We start from the raw sequence: 15,992 nt of genomic DNA on the forward strand, positions 1-15,992 counted from the left end.
GTTATGGGTTTGAATCGAGCTTAGCCTTGTTCATTTTTTTACACAACACCCCCGTAAAAAATACAACACGGCCCGCTCAAGCCTGCGAGTCCCAAGCCCGTCAAACCCAAAAAACCGCCCCAAAAAGCCCCAAAAAAGCCTTCGCAGCGCTTTTTTAGGGCAAAAAAGGCCTCGCTTGACTTCGGCATGCCGTTCGGGTTGACTGAAACCAGAAAAGATCAATGATTGATATTTTTAACAACAAAGGTGTTGCATCATGTCGGTACCCCCGCGTGCCGTTCAGCTTAACGAAGCGAACGCGTTCCTTAAGGATCATCCTGAGGTTCTGTACGTAGACCTTCTAATTGCGGATATGAATGGTGTGGTGCGCGGCAAGCGCATCGAACGCACCAGCCTCCACAAGGTTTACGAGAAGGGCATTAACCTGCCTGCCTCTTTATTTGCCCTGGATATCAACGGCTCTACGGTGGAAAGCACCGGCCTGGGCCTGGACATCGGTGATGCTGACCGAATCTGTTATCCAATCCCCGACACCCTGTGCAATGAACCCTGGCAAAAGCGCCCTACCGCGCAACTGCTGATGACCATGCACGAACTTGAAGGTGAACCTTTCTTCGCCGATCCGCGCGAAGTGCTCCGCCAAGTTGTAAGCAAATTTGACGACCTTGGCCTGACCATCTGCGCCGCTTTCGAACTCGAGTTCTACCTGATCGACCAGGAGAACGTGAACGGCCGCCCACAACCGCCCCGCTCGCCGATCTCCGGCAAACGCCCGCACTCGACACAGGTCTACCTGATCGACGACCTCGACGAATACGTCGACTGCCTCCAGGACATCCTGGAAGGTGCCAAAGAGCAAGGCATCCCGGCCGACGCCATCGTCAAGGAAAGTGCCCCGGCGCAGTTCGAAGTGAACCTGCACCACGTGGCCGACCCGATCAAGGCGTGCGACTACGCGGTCCTGCTCAAGCGTCTGATCAAGAACATCGCCTACGACCATGAGATGGACACCACCTTCATGGCCAAGCCTTACCCAGGCCAGGCAGGCAACGGTTTGCACGTACACATTTCGATCCTGGACAAAGACGGCAAGAACATCTTTGCCAGCGAGGATCCCGAGCAGAACGCCGCATTGCGTCACGCGATCGGCGGTGTGCTCGAGACCCTACCCGCTCAAATGGCGTTCCTGTGCCCCAACGTAAACTCCTATCGCCGTTTCGGCGCACAGTTCTACGTGCCGAACTCGCCGTGCTGGGGCCTGGATAACCGCACCGTGGCGATTCGCGTACCGACCGGCTCGTCCGATGCCGTGCGTATCGAACACCGCGTGGCGGGCGCCGACGCCAACCCTTACCTGCTGATGGCTTCGGTTTTGGCAGGCGTGCACCACGGCCTGACCAACAAGATCGAGCCTGGCGCACCGGTGGAAGGCAACAGCTACGAGCAGAACGAACAAAGCCTGCCGAACAACCTGCGCGATGCATTGCGTGAGTTGGACGACAGCGAGGTGATGGCCAAGTACATCGATCCTAAATACATCGATATCTTCGTTGCCTGTAAGGAAAGTGAGCTGGAAGAGTTCGAACATTCCATCTCCGACCTTGAGTACAACTGGTACCTGCATACCGTGTAAGCGGTTGCGACATTGAAAAAACGCCGCGGGCCTTGGGCCTGTGGCGTTTTTTTATGGGTCTCTTACTGAAGACCGAGTTGGCCTCATCGGGAGCAAGCCCCCTCCCACAGTTGACTGCATTCTAATGTTGGAACTCGGTCGAATGTGGGAGGGGGCTTGCTCCCGATGGCGGTTTGGCAGACAACAAACCTTCCTGCTCATACAATGCCCGCTGCCTTGTAGGAGACTTCCATGACCACCCGCCCCGCCACCCCTCGCAAACCCCGCGCCCGTAGCCAGGCCCGGATCGACGCGATTCTCGACGCCGCCCGCACGTTGCTGGCCGCCGAAGGCGTGGCCGGTTTGTCGATCTACAGCGTGGCCGAACGGGCGCAGATCCCGCCGTCGTCGGTGTATCACTTTTTCGCCAGCGTGCCCGCGTTGCTGGAAGCGCTGACAGCAGATGTGCACGCAGCATTCCGGGCGGCTATTCTGGCGCCCATCGAGCACGACTCACTCAAGCACTGGCGTGATCTGTCCTACATCGTCGAGCAACGCATGCTCGCGATCTACGACGAGGACGCCGCTGCACGCCAGTTGATCCTGGCCCAGCACGGGCTGACCGAGGTGACCCAGGCGGATCGCCAGCATGATCTGGAATTGGGGAACTTGATGCTGGACGTGTTCAATCGCCACTTCGAAGTGCCGACACTGCCCAGCGATGTCGACGTGTTTGCCCTGGCGCTGGAACTGAGCGATCGCGTGTATGCGCGCTCGGTGCATCAGCATGGGCTGATCACGCCACGCATGGCGGAGGAAGGGATGCGGGTGTTTGATGCTTACGTCGGGCTCTATTTACCGGCGTATTTGCCCAAGCGTTGAGCTTTTGGGTGGGCTGGGAGGGCCTCATCGGGGGCAAGCCCCCTCCCACCTTTTGAATGTATTCACAGGTCAAAATGTGGGAGGGGGCTTGCCCCCGATGGCGGCCTCAGGCGCGATCACAACTTGGCAATCGACACCTCGGTGGACTTCACGAAGGCGATCACTTCGCTGCCAATCACCAACTCCAGCTCTTTGACCGAGCGGGTGGTGATCACGGAAGTGACGATGCCGGACGCGGTCTGTACGTCGATTTCCGACAGCACGTCGCCTTCGACGATTTCCTTGATGGTGCCTTTGAACTGGTTACGCACGTTGATGGCTTTAATAGTCATGTTGTTCTTCCTTCATGGGACAAGTGAGTTATTGAGCCCAACGCAATTGCGTAGGCAGCGGTGAAACAGGTTCGGGTTCCGGCGGCGTGCCGGGTAACGACAACACACGGTTGAGCACTTCGGCTTCCAGCGCGGCCAGGCGATGTGAGCCCCGGGCACGTGGGCGCGGCAGGTCGACGATCAGGTCGAGGCCGATTTCGCCGTCTTCGATCAGGATCACCCGGTCGGCAATGGCCACGGCCTCGCTGACGTCGTGGGTCACCAGCAACACGGTGAAACCGTGCTTCTGCCAGAGGTTTTCGATCAGTTGCTGCATCTCGATGCGGGTCAGGGCATCCAGCGCGCCCAGCGGTTCATCGAGCAGCAGCAAGCGCGGTTGGTGGATCAGCGCACGGGCCAGGGCCACGCGTTGCTTCTGCCCGCCGGACAGCGCCGCCGGCCATTCATTGGCACGTTCGGCCAGGCCGACCGCTTCAAGGGCTTCCAACGCTTTGGGGCGCCAGTTGCCTTTAAGGCCCAGGCCGACGTTGTCGATGATCTTTTTCCACGGCAGCAGGCGCGCTTCCTGGAACATCAGCCGCGTGTCTTCAATGGCTTCGCTTAGCGGTGCAGAACCGGCCAGCAGCTCGCCGCCGCTGGCTTTGTCCAGGCCGGCCAGCAGGCGCAGCAAGGTACTTTTGCCGCAGCCACTGCGACCGACCACCGCCACGAATTGGCCGGCAGGAATGTGCAGGTCGATGTCCTTGAGCACTTCGCGCGCGCCAAAGGCCTTGCGCAACTTGCGTACCGCCAGGGGGATGCCCTTGAGCAGGCGCGGGGGTTGTTGAGCTGTCATGCCGCACCTCCTTTATTCACTTGATACGCCGGGTGCCAGCGCAGCCACACCCGCTCCAGACCGCGAGCGGCCAGATCGGCGAGCTTGCCGAGGATGGCGTACATGACGATGGCCAACACCACCACGTCGGTTTGCAGGAATTCACGCGCATTCATCGCCAGGTAACCGATGCCGGAGCTGGCGGAAATGGTTTCCGCCACAATCAGCGTCAACCACATAAAGCCCAGGGCAAACCGCACGCCCACCAGGATCGACGGCAGCGCGCCCGGCAGGATCACCTGGCGGAACAGGCTGAACCCGGACAAGCCGTAGCTGCGCGACATTTCCACCAGTGCCGGGTCGACGTTGCGAATGCCGTGGTACGTGTTGAGGTAGATCGGGAACAGCGTGCCGAGCGCGACCAGGAAAATCTTCGCCGTCTCGTCGATGCCAAACCACAGGATCACCAGCGGAATCAACGCCAGGTGTGGCACGTTGCGGATCATCTGCACCGAGCTGTCCAGCAGGCGTTCGCCCCACGTCGACAGGCCGGTGATAAAACCCAGGGCCAGGCCGATGCTGCCGCCGATCACAAAACCCAGGCCCGCGCGCCAGCCGCTGATGGCCAGGTGGGTCCAGATTTCGCCGCTGGCCACCAGGTGGACGCCGGCTGCAATCACGGCGCTGGGCGCCGGCAGAATACGCGTCGACAACCAACCCGCCGACACCGACAACTGCCACACCGCCAGCAACAACACCGGCAGCACCCAGGGTGCGACGCGGTGGCTTAACTTTTCAAAATTCATGGCGCCACCTCAGCTCTGTGACGCAGCTTTAGGAAGGATGTCGTTGGCGACCATTTCGCCGAACGGGCTCACGTACCCGGCGCTTTTCGGCAGCTCGGGACGTTCGATATCCAGGTGGGGGAACAACAGCTCAGCCACCCGATACGACTCTTCCAGGTGTGGATAACCGGAGAAGATAAAGGTGTCGATGCCCAGTGCTGCGTATTCCTTCACGCGTGCCGCGACGGTTGGGCCATCGCCTACCAGCGCGGTGCCCGCACCGCCGCGCACCAGGCCGACGCCGGCCCACAGGTTAGGGCTGACCTCGAGGTTGTCGCGATTGCCGCCATGCAAGGCCGCCATGCGCTGCTGGCCAACGGAATCGAAGCGCGCCAGGGAGGCCTGGGCACGGGCGATGGTGTCGTCGTCCAGGTGGGAGATCAGTTTGTCGGCGGCTTTCCACGCTTCATCGTTGGTTTCGCGCACGATCACATGCAGGCGAATACCAAAGCGCACCGTGCGCCCCAGCTTCGCGGCCTTGGCCCGCACCTGTGCGATTTTTTCCGCGACAGCGGCCGGTGGCTCACCCCAGGTCAGGACCATTTCCACCTGTTCGGCTGCCAGGTCCTGGGCCGCTTCGGAGGAACCGCCGAAGTACAGCGGCGGACGCGGTTGCTGGATCGGCGGGTAAAGCAACTTAGCGCCTTTGACGCTGATGTGTTCGCCGTCGTAATCCACGGTTTCACCTTCCAGCACACGGCGCCAGATACGGGTGAATTCCACCGAGGCCTGGTAACGCTCTTCGTGGCTGAGGAACAGACCGTCGCCGGCCAATTCTTCCGGATCACCACCGGTGACCAGGTTGAACAACGCACGGCCGCCGGACAGGCGGTCGAGGGTCGCGGCCTGACGCGCCGCCACCGTCGGGGAAATGATCCCAGGGCGCAGCGCGACGAGGAATTTCAAACGCTGGGTCACCGGGATCAGCGAAGCGGCCACCAGCCACGAGTCTTCGCACGAACGCCCGGTCGGGATCAGCACCCCGCCGAAACCCAGGCGATCAGCGGCCTGGGCCACTTGCTGCAGGTAACCGTGGTCAACGGCGCGAGCGCCTTCGGCGGTGCCAAGGTAATGGCCGTCGCCGTGGGTAGGCAGGAACCAGAAAATATTGAGGCTCATGGAGTTGTCTCCTGAAGAAGTCGGATTACGGCGCTTTAGCCACGGCGGCGGGTGGCGCCCAGATCACGTCCTTGATGCTCAAGGGCTTGGGGATCAATTTGAGTTGGTAGAAGCTGTCGGCGATTTTCTGCTGGGCCGCCACCACTTCCGGGGTCAGGAACAGTGCGCCGTAGCCTTGGCGCTTCACCGAGGTCAGGGTGATGTCTGCTGGCAGGCCGAGCAGCGGCGCCACTTGTTCAGTCACTTCCTGTGGGTTGGCCTTGGACCACTCGCCCACGGCGCGCACTTCTTCGATCAGAGCCTTGAGCACCTCAGGGTGTTTTTCAGCGTATGGCTTGGTGGCCAGATAGAACTGATGGTTGTCGGCGATGCCGGTACCGTCACGCAGGGTGCGGGCCTGCAGTTGTTTCTCGGCGGCCGCCTGGTACGGGTCCCAGATCACCCAGGCGTCCACGCTGCCACGCTCGAAGGCGGCACGGGCATCGGCGGGCGGCAGGAACACGGTCTGCACGTCGGTGTATTTCAGGCCGGCATCTTCCAGGGCACGTACCAACAGGTAGTGCACGTTGGAGCCTTTGTTGAGCACGACTTTCTTGCCCTTGAGTTCGGCCACGGATTTGATCGGCGAATCTTTCGGCACCAGGATCGCTTCGCTGGTCGGCGCTGGCGGCTCGTAGGCCACGTAGAGCAAGTCGGCACCGGCGGCCTGGGCGAATACCGGTGGGGTTTCGCCGGTCACGCCGAAGTCGATGGAGCCGACGTTCAGGCCTTCAAGCAGTTGCGGGCCGCCCGGAAACTCGGTCCATTGAACATTGACGCCCTGGGCCGCGAGGCGTTTCTCCAGGGAACCCTTGGCTTTGAGCAGCACCAGCGTGCCGTACTTCTGATAACCGATACGCAGGGTCTCGGCGGCTTGAGCTTGAACAATGGCGCCGAAGGACACAGCCGCAGCAAACAGTGCGACCAGACCGCGACGCAAGATGACAGTGCGCATGGCGCTCTCTCCAAATAATGCGATGAGGGGGTTGGCTGCACCTGCTTGGCCGTTAGCGGCTGAGTAAGGTGAGTACTACAAAATCCGGTAAGGCTCAGATGCTCCAGCGAGCACTCAACAAACGTTCATTCAACACATGGGGGTCCAGCGGTTTCGGGCGACGGGCCATCGCGCCGTAGAGCGTTTCCAGGGCCTCGTGCAAACGGTGTTCAAGCACCGGCACCAGCTGCGCCTGGGCGCTGCCTTCGCCATAGGCGATCTGGCTGTCTTCGGCAAAAATACCGTGAAGCAATTCCTGGGCTTTCAGCGCCGACAACACCGGCTTCAGCGCGTAATCCACCGCCAACATGTGCGCGATGCTGCCGCCAGTCGCCATCGGCAACACGATCTTGTGGGCCAGGGCGCGCTCGGGCAGCAGGTCCAGCACCGTCTTCAGCGCGCCGGAGAACGAGGCCTTGTACACCGGCGTGGCGATCACCAGACCGTCCGCGTTAGCCACTTGTTGCAGCAGGTCGATGACCTTTGGGCTGTCGAAGCGCGCATGCAGCAAGTCCTCAGCCGGGAAGTCCCGTATCTGGTAACTCACGACTTCTACGCCTTTGTCTTGCAACCACTGACGGGTTTTATCCAGCAACACCCCGGAGCGGGAACGCTGGCTGGGACTGCCTCCAAGTGTTACGACCAACATGCAGGAATTCCTTGAGCAAGTGCCGGCGGTTCGCTGTGTGGCGATGGCGCCAAGATGGAACAGACCTTATCAGCAGATTTATATATCTTTAAATCTTATTTTTTCATTTGTTTATTCTTTAAATGCATATATGGACGGTTAAACGCCAGGCGAAAAAAAAGGCCGTCGAAACGGCCTGAAAACCCCTGCTATGTGTTTCGGTACAACTCAAATTCTGCGGTGCATGTACTGACGCCATCGGGGGCAAGCCCCCTCCCACAGGGAAATGCGGTCAACGGTGGGAGGGGGGCTTTTCCCCGATGCCTATATCCGCGTTAACGATTGGGTTGCGGGGTGAGTCGCAGGTACGGCTTCACTGCGCGATAACCCTTCGGAAAGCGCTTCTTGATTTCCTCTTCATCCTTGAGCGACGGCACGATCACCACCTCATCACCGTCCTGCCAATTGGCGGGCGTGGCGACCTTGTGGTTGTCGGTGAGTTGCAACGAGTCAATCACCCGCAGGATTTCGTGGAAGTTGCGCCCGGTGCTGGCCGGGTAGGTGATGGTCAGGCGGATCTTCTTGTTCGGGTCGATCACGAACAAGGAACGCACGGTGAGCGTGTCACTGGCGTTGGGGTGGATCAGGTCATACAGGTCGGACACTTTGCGATCGGCGTCGGCCAGGATCGGGAAGTTGACGACAGTGTTCTGGGTTTCGTTGATGTCTTCGATCCACTTGTGGTGCGAGTCCACCGGGTCCACCGACAGGGCGATGGCCTTGACGCCACGCTGGGCGAATTCATCCTTGAGTTTGGCGGTGAAACCCAGTTCGGTGGTGCACACCGGCGTGAAGTCCGCTGGGTGGGAAAACAACACACCCCAGCTATCGCCCAGCCATTCGTGGAAACGAATCTTGCCGGCGCTGGAATCCTGTTCGAAGTCGGGGGCGATATCGCCCAGTCTTAGGCTCATGGTGTGGCTCCTAGTGAGTGCTTATGGAGCCCACTGTGCATGGATTGTGGATTATTTAAAAAGAATAAATATCGATTTATCTAGACGATAAAGGAATATTAAAAATCTGTTCATTGGACGGGCGTACGCGCGAGGAGCAACATCCATTTCAAGGTTTGAGAAGGCCTTGAGACGCTGTACACAGAGGGGTTCAGGAAGGGCTTGCGGGGGTTGAGCCCGACTTGAAAAGTAAGACACCTTGCCCGGCGTTGCGCCGGGCAAGGTTTTACAGGCTTACAACAGCTTCACGCTACTAGAACAGTGGCAGCGAGTAGCTGACGATCAGGCGGTTTTCGTCCTGGGAACGGGTGTTCGCCAGGTCGGTGCGCCACATTGCGTTTTTCCAGGCGACACCGAGGTTTTTCAGTGGGCCTTCTGGGATTACGTAAGCAACGGTGATGTCGCGTTCCCACTCGGATTGACCGGTGGTTTCAGCACGACCCGCATTGTTGGCGATTGTGTCAATGTCGCTACCCTTGAGGTAGACAACACCGGCCGTCAGGCCAGGTACGCCAACCTTGGCGAAATCGTAAGCGTAACGTGCTTGCCAGGTGCGCTCGCCAGCGCGGGCGAACTTCTGGATCTGCATGTCGGTAGTGATGTAAGCCGACGAACCGTCACCCTGGTTCAACCAAGGGAAATCGCTGCTGCCATTGCTGACTTGATAACCACCACCGAAGGTGTGCCCCGCAACGGTGTACAGGAACAGGCCGCTGTACAGGTTGTTGTCGACCTTGCCCTTACCTGCGTTGAAGTTGTTGTAGTTACCGCTGGTGAAGTAGGCAGCAGTGTCGCCGTTCTTCCCATCGTCAGAGCTGTTGAAATAACGCAGGTCAGACTTCAATACGCCCGGACCGATTGCCCAGTTATGGGTCAGACCCAGGAAGTGCTGCTTGTAGAAGTCTTCCAGATTGCCGTAGTAGTACTGGGCAGTCAGGTCTTTGGTGAGCTTGTAATCGCCACCGGCGTAGTAGAACTTGTTGGTGAACTTGCCTGCGTTGTAGTTGGAGCTACCGTTGGCGCCAGCAATCGACAAGTTTTCGTTGTTGCTGGAGTTACGGCCCTTGGCCTTCTCCACCTGGCCGGCAACCAGGGTCAAATCCTTGATGTCGTTGGTGGTGATCTGGCCACCTTGGAAGGTTTGAGGCAGCAGACGACCATCGTTAGTCACGATAACTGGCAGTTTAGGCTGCAGAGTGCCCAGCTTCAGTTCGGTTTGGGAGATCTTGACCTTACCGGTCACGCCCAGGCTGGCGTAATCATTAACAGCCTTGTTGCCGTCGCTTGGGAACACGGTGCCGCCGGAAGCGGTGCCGGTGAAGTTACCGTGATCAGACTTGCTCGAATCCAGACGCACACCGTACAGGCCGATCGCATCAACACCGAACTGAACGGTACCTTGGGTGTAACCCGAGATAAAACGCAGGTCGAAGCCTTGGCCCCACTCAGCGTTTTTGCTGCGGGTGTTGGACGTCGCGTTCGGGTGCCCATCACGGTTGTCCGTGTTGATGTAAAAGTTACGCAGCCCCAGTGTTGCCTTACTGTCTTCGATGAAACCGGCAGCGCCTGCTTGCTGGGCGATTGCGCCCAAAGCTACAGCCAAAGCCAAGGTGGACTTCTTCATGTACCGCTCCTCTCATTTCTAATTTTTGTATTTCTTAGGTCTCGGGTCTAACGCCCTCGATCCACAGATGCGCGATTAGCACCGCATAGTGACTGACAAGTCAATCGTAACCTTGTGTGTCTACTACCTTCGTCTAACCGCAGTTGATTTGGTCCCTGCAGGGTAATGAGTTTTTCATACACCCAAAAAGAATTGTTTCATTCTTTTTCATACGATTTGGGAATAAGCCATTTCGTGACGCGGACAGGTCAGGGTAGACCAACCGCTCCATTAGCTAATGCCTAAAAGGTATTTCTTAACGCCTTTTTAGATCGAATAGCGTGGCCATACGGTTGCATACGTCACCTACGATCAAAAACGCGACGCCATCATGGCCAAACGCATATCCTCCCGTCAATTTGTTACAGTTTTTGTGTCACTAATTCTTTCTTTTGATGTCAAAGCCGCCCATTTGCGATCGCTTACCTCAGCGGCTTCACGAAATCTACCCCTCGTTGCATCGTTAGTATCGGCCCAGATCAATACTTCTGAAGCATGGGCGGTGCATAACGGCAGCCACAATGTCGCAGCCCAGGACCTGATCGGAAGAACCATCGCCACACCGATCCTCTCAACCTCTCATAAAAGCCAGCCCGGCACGCTGAAGCCTTGGGGCCTGCACGCTCGGAAAGTGAATGTGTTGAACCTGAACGCGGCAGAAATTGCCGCTGAGTGGAAACGTAGCGAAATCGACGCTGTATTCGGGTGACAGCGCAATAAATCTCGAAACTGACAGACTAAAACACTACGGACATTTCCGAACTGCTGGCCAGCGTCCGATTGCCGGACGCCCAGACACCTCAGATCCAATGTGGGAGCGAGCAAGGCCGTTCCCACATTTTTACACCTGTGTCGTTCCCGAAATCGGGTTTAGAGCGCCTTCTCGAAAATCTTCGAGTTACGCTGATAGTTGTACAGCGACGCCCGCGCCGACGGCAGACGGTCCACACTGCTCGGCACAAAGCCGCGCTCACGGAACCAGTGCGCGGTACGCGTGGTAAGCACGAACAAGGTCTTCAACCCCTGCGCCCGCGCACGGGTCTGGATACGCTCCAGCAACACATCACCCCGTGCGCCGTGGCGGTATTCCGGGTTCACCGCCAGGCAGGCCAGCTCACCCGCGTCCGAATCGGCGATCTGATACAACGCCGCACAGGCGATGATCATGCCTTCGCGCTCCACCACGCTGAACTGCTCGATCTCACGCTCAAGCACTTCGCGCGAACGGCGCACCAGAATGCCCTGCTCTTCCAGCGGGCTGATCAGGTCGAGCAAGCCGCCGACATCTTCAATCGCCGCTTCACGCACCAGTTCGAACTGCTCCTGGGCCACCAGCGTACCGCCGCCGTCCCGTGTGAACAGTTCGGTGAGCAAGGCCCCGTCTTCGGCGTAGCTGACGATATGGCTGCGTCCTACGCCGCCCCGACAGGCCTCGGCGGCCGCATCCAGCAACTCGGCCTGGTAGTTGCTGCTGCCCAGGCGTTGCAGGTGAGCCGGCACTTGTTGCGGGCGCAACTCGCGCACCAGGCGACCGTTTTCATCGATCAAGCCCAGGTCGGCACCAAACAGCAGCAGCTTGTCGGCGCCCAGGTCGATGGCGGCGCGGGTAGCGACGTCTTCGCAGGCCAGGTTGAAGATCTCACCGGTCGGTGAATACCCCAGCGGCGACAGCAGCACGATGGAGCGTTCGTCCAGCAGGCGGTTGATGCCCTTGCGGTCGACACGACGCACTTCGCCGGTGTGGTGGTAGTCCACGCCTTCCAGTACGCCGATAGGACGTGCGGTTACGAAATTGCCGCTGGTCACGCGCAGGCGCGAGCCCTGCATCGGCGACGAGGCCATGTCCATCGACAGGCGTGCTTCGATGGCGATACGCAAGTGGCCGACGGCGTCGATCACACACTCCAGTGTCGCGGCATCGGTGATGCGCATGCCTTCGTGGTAAGTCGGAGTCAGGCCACGCGCTTCAAGGCGCACCTCAATCTGTGGGCGCGAACCGTGCACCAGCACCAGTCGCACGCCGAGGCTGTGGAGCAGCACCAGGTCGTGGACGATATTGCCGAAGTTGGGATGTTCCACACCATCGCCGGGCAGCATGACCACAAAGGTGCAGTCCCGGTGAGCGTTGATGTAGGGCGAAGCGTGACGAAGCCAATTGACGTATTCGGGCATGGAACCTGGGCCTGTAATAAATAGCAGCCGAAAAAGGATGAGTCGTGAAAACGCACAGCGGGCTGATGGTTATCGTCGGAACAGGCTTGGCGACACGCTCACTCTCCTTCTATGTACGAATAGGCAGGGGTTAATTTATGCAGGTTTCAGGCAGTAATGTTCGATCAGTTCCCGCAATAGACGCACTGTAGGCGTCAAGCGTGACATTTCGAGGTACTCGCCCGGCTGGTGGGCGCAGGCGATGTCGCCGGGGCCGAGCACCAGGGTTTCACAACCAAGGCGCTGAAGATAAGGCGCTTCGGTGCCGAACGCTACTGCTTCGGCACGATGACCGGTCAATCGTTCCGCGACCCGCACCAGCTCGGCGTCTTCGACTTGCTCAAAAGGCGGCACTTCGGGGAACAGCGGCGCATAGTCGATCTTGACCTGATGGCGCTCGGCCAAGGGTTCAAGCTTCTGCCGGATGGCCGCGCGCAGCACTTCGGGATCCATGCCCGGCAAAGGTCGCAGGTCGAATTCCAGGGAGCATTGGCCGCAGATGCGGTTGGGGTTGTCACCGCCGTGGATGCAACCGAAGTTCATGGTCGGCTGGGGCACACTGAATTGCGGGTTGCGGTACTCACGCTGCCAGGCCAGGCGCAAACCACGCAGTTCGCCAATGGCGTCGTGCATGGCTTCCAGGGCACTGTGACCCAGGCGCGGGTCCGACGAGTGGCCGCTTTGCCCAAGAATGTCGATGCGCTCCATCATCACGCCTTTGTGCAGGCGGATCGGCTTGAGGCCGGTGGGCTCGCCGATCACGGCCGCACGGCCCAGGGGGCGACCCGCCTCGGCCAGTGCGCGCGCGCCGGACATCGAGCTTTCTTCATCGCAGGTCGCGAGGATCAGCAGTGGCTGCTTGAACGGTTGGTCCAGCAGCGGCAATACCGCTTCGATGGCCAGCGCGAAAAAGCCCTTCATGTCGCAACTGCCCAATCCTACCCAGCGACCGTCGACTTCCGTCAGTTTGAGCGGATCAGTTTTCCACAACGCGGCGTCATAAGGGACGGTGTCGCTATGCCCCGCCAGCACCAAGCCGCCGGGGCCGCTGCCAAAACTGGCGAGCAGGTTGAACTTGCCGGGGCTGACGTGTTGGATGTCGATGGCGAAGCCCAGGTCTCCCAGCCAGCTGGCAAGCAAATCGATCACCGGGCGGTTGGTCTGGTCGAGAGACGCTTGGGTGCAACTGACCGAAGGCGCGGCAACCAGTGCGGCGAACTGCTCTTTCATGGACGGTAACGGCATGCGCGGTCTCTCAACTTCCCGGATGAACCTCACTATAGAGGCATCTGCACAACACAATAAACCGTTGCGGCACGTTGCCGGGCTCAGTCCTGTACACTGCACGACCTTGGCAGCCACACTTTTCCCCGGCTGCGCTCCCGATCCTGGATTTTCCGGCCATGCAGAAAGAAACCGAAATCAAGCTCCGCGTCAGCCGCGAAACACTCGCCGCGCTGCGTGAGCACCCGCTACTGAAAAAACGCAACAAAAGTGGCTGGGAACGCCGTGAGTTGATGAACCAATACTTCGACACCCCCGAGCGCGACCTGGCCCAGGCCAAAGTCGCCCTGCGCCTGCGCAAGGACGGTGACGACATCATCCAGACCCTCAAGACCCGTGGCCAGAGCGTCGCCGGCCTGTCGGAACGTAACGAATACAACTGGGAACTGCCCAAAGCCAAGCTCGACATGAAGAAGCTCGACGGCGAATGCTGGCCAGAGCAGTTGGCCGAGCTGGACAAAAAGACCCTCAAGCCGATCTTCACCACCGACTTCGTGCGTGAACGCGCCGAAATCGCCTGGGGCCGTGGCAAGGCCAAGGTGGTCATCGAAGCCGCCCTGGACCTGGGCCATGTGGTGGTCGGCAAGCAGAAAGAAGAAATCTGTGAGCTGGAACTGGAACTGCGCGAAGGCGAACCGGCTGCCCTGCTGGAACTCGCCGCCGAACTGGCCGCCACCCTTGCCTTGATGCCATGCGACATCAGCAAAGCCGAGCGTGGCTATCGCCTGTACGACGCCAGCAGCTACTCCTTGAGCCTGCCGGCGCCGCAACTGCAGGCCGAAATGCCGCTGGACGACGCCTTCGCCGCGATCATGTGGCACTTGCTTGGCAGCAGCCAGCGCCTGGCCGAGCAATACCGTTTTAATGGCCACTGGCGCCTGCTGCAGGACTGGGTCGACAACCTCGGCGAACTGCGCGCCCTGATCGGTAGCCTCGGTCAGGCGGCACCGCGCCAATCCACCAGCGAACTGCGCGCCGCACTCGACGCCCTGCTGGAAGACTGGCGCCCGCTGGTGCAAGCCGGTGATGACGACGAAGACATTCGCAAAGCCGCACCGGAACAGTTCATCGAAGAATTGGACGACGTGCGTTGGGGCCTGTTCTCACTGAACGCTTCGCGCTGGCTGCTGGCCCGCACCTGGACCGCCGACCGCAACGTACGCGGCAACCGCCAAGGCGCTGCGCAAATCACCAACTGGCTGCCACGCCTGCTGGCCGAAGATGCCGTCGCCCTGCAACTGCCGCGCTACCAGCAACAGCCGGAAGACCTGGCTGAGCAGCTGCCGCGCATCGAACGCATCCAGGCCTGGCTGCACCATGCGCGCCAGGTGGTGGATATTCCGGAACTGGACCGCCTGTACGGCGAGCTGAACAAGTTGGTGCAACTGGCCAACCAGCCGATCACCGACGAGTCGCTGGATGCGCGGATGCATCAGGCGATTGCGGTGTACCAGAACCGTGCGTGGAAGATGTTGCTGCGTCTGTAAGATCGCCATCGGGAGCAAGCCCGTCCCACATTTGAAATGCATTCCAAATGTGGGAGGGAGCTTGCTCCCGATGAGGCCGGTCCGGTCAGCGCAAGACCGGCAGGCTGGTCGTGGATTTGATCTCCGACAACGCCACAATCGAATTAACCTCCTGAATCCCCGGCACCATCGACAGCTTTTCAAAGAAAAACCGCTCATAGGCCTCGATGTCCGAGGTGACGATACGCAGCAGAAAATCCACCGCCCCCATCAGCACATAACACTCCAGCACTTCCGGAAACCCGCGAATCGCGTCGGTGAACTCGGTGAAGTTGGAGCGACCGTGGGCGTTGAGTTTCACCTCGGCGAAAATCTGCGTGTTGAGGCCGATCTTCTTGCGGTCCAGCAAGGTCACTTGACCGCGAATCACACCCTCTTCCTTGAGCCGTTGGATCCGTCGCCAGCACGGCGATTGAGACAGGCCGACCTGTTCGGCGATCTGCGCGCTGGAGAGCGAGGCGTCTTCTTGCAACAGGGCCAGGATACGGCGGTCGTAGGCGTCTAAATGGCTGTGCATATAAATACCTTTTATTGTGCCTATCTTGAATTGTACGATTCGATTAATCGCACAAAATGCTTATCTTAGATAAGAAATCTCCGCTAGCGAATGTAAAAATTTCTCCAGTCGAATCTGGAGAGCCAGTATGCACGCCATCGAAACCACCCACCCTGTAACCCGCGTCGATGCGTGGGCCGTCAACAGTGCCCACTGCCAAGCGCATTACCGCATCGTCGCCGAGGCGGAACCGGATGTGTTGTGCCGGGTACTCAACTATTTCGCCCTGCAATGCCTCACGCCGCGACAGGTCACGGTGAACAGGGAAGATGACCTGCTGACCATCGATATCCTGATGGATGGCTTGAGCTGGCACCGCGCCCAGGTGATCGGTGAAAAGATTCGAAACCTGATCAGCGTGTGCTCGCTGGACGTGTGGTCGGCTGATTCGGCGGGGCCTCAGGCGGTGATGGCCGTTGCGCAGTAAAAACCTGCAATACACGCTGGGAGGTGGATATTCAGAGGCTGACTAGC

The 15,992-nt window shown here is 59.4% G+C and carries 15 protein-coding genes and 1 pseudogene; 5 read left to right on the forward strand and 11 right to left on the reverse strand.

Annotated features, from left to right (window positions below; all coding sequences use genetic code 11):
* Positions 1–256 precede the first annotated feature (256 nt).
* Together ACI512_RS01655 and ACI512_RS01660 are read left to right on the forward strand one after the other, a co-directional pair.
* Positions 257–1,633, forward strand: a complete 1,377-nt coding sequence (locus tag ACI512_RS01655; protein ID WP_003213894.1) for a glutamine synthetase family protein — start codon at positions 257–259, stop codon at positions 1,631–1,633.
* Positions 1,634–1,864: 231 nt separating this feature from the next.
* Positions 1,865–2,494: a TetR/AcrR family transcriptional regulator gene (locus ACI512_RS01660; protein ID WP_236378226.1), complete on the forward strand. Its 630-nt coding sequence runs from the start codon at positions 1,865–1,867 to the stop codon at positions 2,492–2,494.
* 116 nt (positions 2,495–2,610) lie between these two features.
* Here ACI512_RS01660 and ACI512_RS01665 read toward each other — a convergent pair whose 3' ends face one another.
* The 8 genes from ACI512_RS01665 to ACI512_RS01700 form a co-directional block, all read right to left on the reverse strand.
* Positions 2,611–2,826 carry a molybdopterin-binding protein gene (locus ACI512_RS01665; protein ID WP_003213899.1) on the reverse strand — a complete coding sequence of 72 codons (216 nt, stop codon included), beginning with the start codon at positions 2,824–2,826 and terminating at the stop codon, positions 2,611–2,613.
* Between the two features lie 28 nt (positions 2,827–2,854).
* Positions 2,855–3,661: an aliphatic sulfonates ABC transporter ATP-binding protein gene (gene ssuB, locus ACI512_RS01670; RefSeq protein WP_015886420.1), complete on the reverse strand. Its 807-nt coding sequence runs from the start codon at positions 3,659–3,661 to the stop codon at positions 2,855–2,857.
* Positions 3,658–4,446: an aliphatic sulfonate ABC transporter permease SsuC gene (ssuC, locus tag ACI512_RS01675; RefSeq protein ID WP_064054362.1), complete on the reverse strand. Its 789-nt coding sequence runs from the start codon at positions 4,444–4,446 to the stop codon at positions 3,658–3,660. The genes ssuB and ssuC overlap by 4 nt, the downstream gene beginning before the upstream one ends.
* A 9-nt stretch (positions 4,447–4,455) precedes the next feature.
* Positions 4,456–5,604: an FMNH2-dependent alkanesulfonate monooxygenase gene (ssuD, locus tag ACI512_RS01680; protein ID WP_015886422.1), complete on the reverse strand. Its 1,149-nt coding sequence runs from the start codon at positions 5,602–5,604 to the stop codon at positions 4,456–4,458.
* A gap of 25 nt (positions 5,605–5,629) precedes the next feature.
* Positions 5,630–6,598 (reverse strand): sulfonate ABC transporter substrate-binding protein, encoded by a 969-nt coding sequence (locus ACI512_RS01685; RefSeq protein WP_236378225.1) that lies wholly within the window; start codon positions 6,596–6,598, stop codon positions 5,630–5,632.
* A gap of 94 nt (positions 6,599–6,692) precedes the next feature.
* The gene (gene ssuE / locus ACI512_RS01690) at positions 6,693–7,286 is read right to left on the reverse strand and encodes an NADPH-dependent FMN reductase (protein ID WP_015886424.1); all 594 of its coding nucleotides are present in this window, start codon (positions 7,284–7,286) and stop codon (positions 6,693–6,695) included.
* A gap of 314 nt (positions 7,287–7,600) precedes the next feature.
* The gene (locus tag ACI512_RS01695) at positions 7,601–8,239 is read right to left on the reverse strand and encodes a peroxiredoxin (RefSeq protein ID WP_015886425.1); all 639 of its coding nucleotides are present in this window, start codon (positions 8,237–8,239) and stop codon (positions 7,601–7,603) included.
* 292 nt (positions 8,240–8,531) lie between these two features.
* Positions 8,532–9,902, reverse strand: a complete 1,371-nt coding sequence (locus tag ACI512_RS01700) for an OprD family porin (protein ID WP_102061179.1) — start codon at positions 9,900–9,902, stop codon at positions 8,532–8,534.
* Positions 9,903–10,272: 370 nt separating this feature from the next.
* On the opposite strand from ACI512_RS01700, the pseudogene ACI512_RS01705 reads away from it, so the two are divergent.
* Positions 10,273–10,644: pseudogene (locus ACI512_RS01705) on the forward strand (ABC transporter substrate-binding protein); the annotation flags it as partial.
* Between the two features lie 167 nt (positions 10,645–10,811).
* Here the strand turns inward: ACI512_RS01705 and argA are convergent.
* Both argA and argE read right to left on the reverse strand, forming a co-directional pair.
* Positions 10,812–12,113 carry an amino-acid N-acetyltransferase gene (gene argA, locus ACI512_RS01710; protein ID WP_015886427.1) on the reverse strand — a complete coding sequence of 434 codons (1,302 nt, stop codon included), beginning with the start codon at positions 12,111–12,113 and terminating at the stop codon, positions 10,812–10,814.
* A gap of 135 nt (positions 12,114–12,248) precedes the next feature.
* Positions 12,249–13,397, reverse strand: a complete 1,149-nt coding sequence (gene argE, locus ACI512_RS01715) for an acetylornithine deacetylase (protein WP_046034906.1) — start codon at positions 13,395–13,397, stop codon at positions 12,249–12,251.
* 158 nt (positions 13,398–13,555) lie between these two features.
* Here argE and ACI512_RS01720 point away from each other — a divergent pair, with 158 nt between their 5' ends.
* Positions 13,556–14,923 (forward strand): inorganic triphosphatase, encoded by a 1,368-nt coding sequence (locus ACI512_RS01720; protein WP_236378222.1) that lies wholly within the window; start codon positions 13,556–13,558, stop codon positions 14,921–14,923.
* Between the two features lie 85 nt (positions 14,924–15,008).
* On the opposite strand, the gene ACI512_RS01725 is transcribed toward ACI512_RS01720, so the two are convergent.
* Complete coding sequence (locus ACI512_RS01725) at positions 15,009–15,479, reverse strand: Lrp/AsnC family transcriptional regulator (RefSeq protein ID WP_231809229.1); 471 nt, start codon at positions 15,477–15,479, stop codon at positions 15,009–15,011.
* A gap of 127 nt (positions 15,480–15,606) precedes the next feature.
* Here ACI512_RS01725 and ACI512_RS01730 point away from each other — a divergent pair, with 127 nt between their 5' ends.
* Positions 15,607–15,945, forward strand: a complete 339-nt coding sequence (locus ACI512_RS01730; protein WP_231809228.1) for a hypothetical protein — start codon at positions 15,607–15,609, stop codon at positions 15,943–15,945.
* Positions 15,946–15,992: the final 47 nt, after the last annotated feature.

This window comes from Pseudomonas petroselini, from assembly GCF_045037875.1.
In the GTDB taxonomy this organism is placed as follows: domain Bacteria; phylum Pseudomonadota; class Gammaproteobacteria; order Pseudomonadales; family Pseudomonadaceae; genus Aquipseudomonas; species Aquipseudomonas petroselini.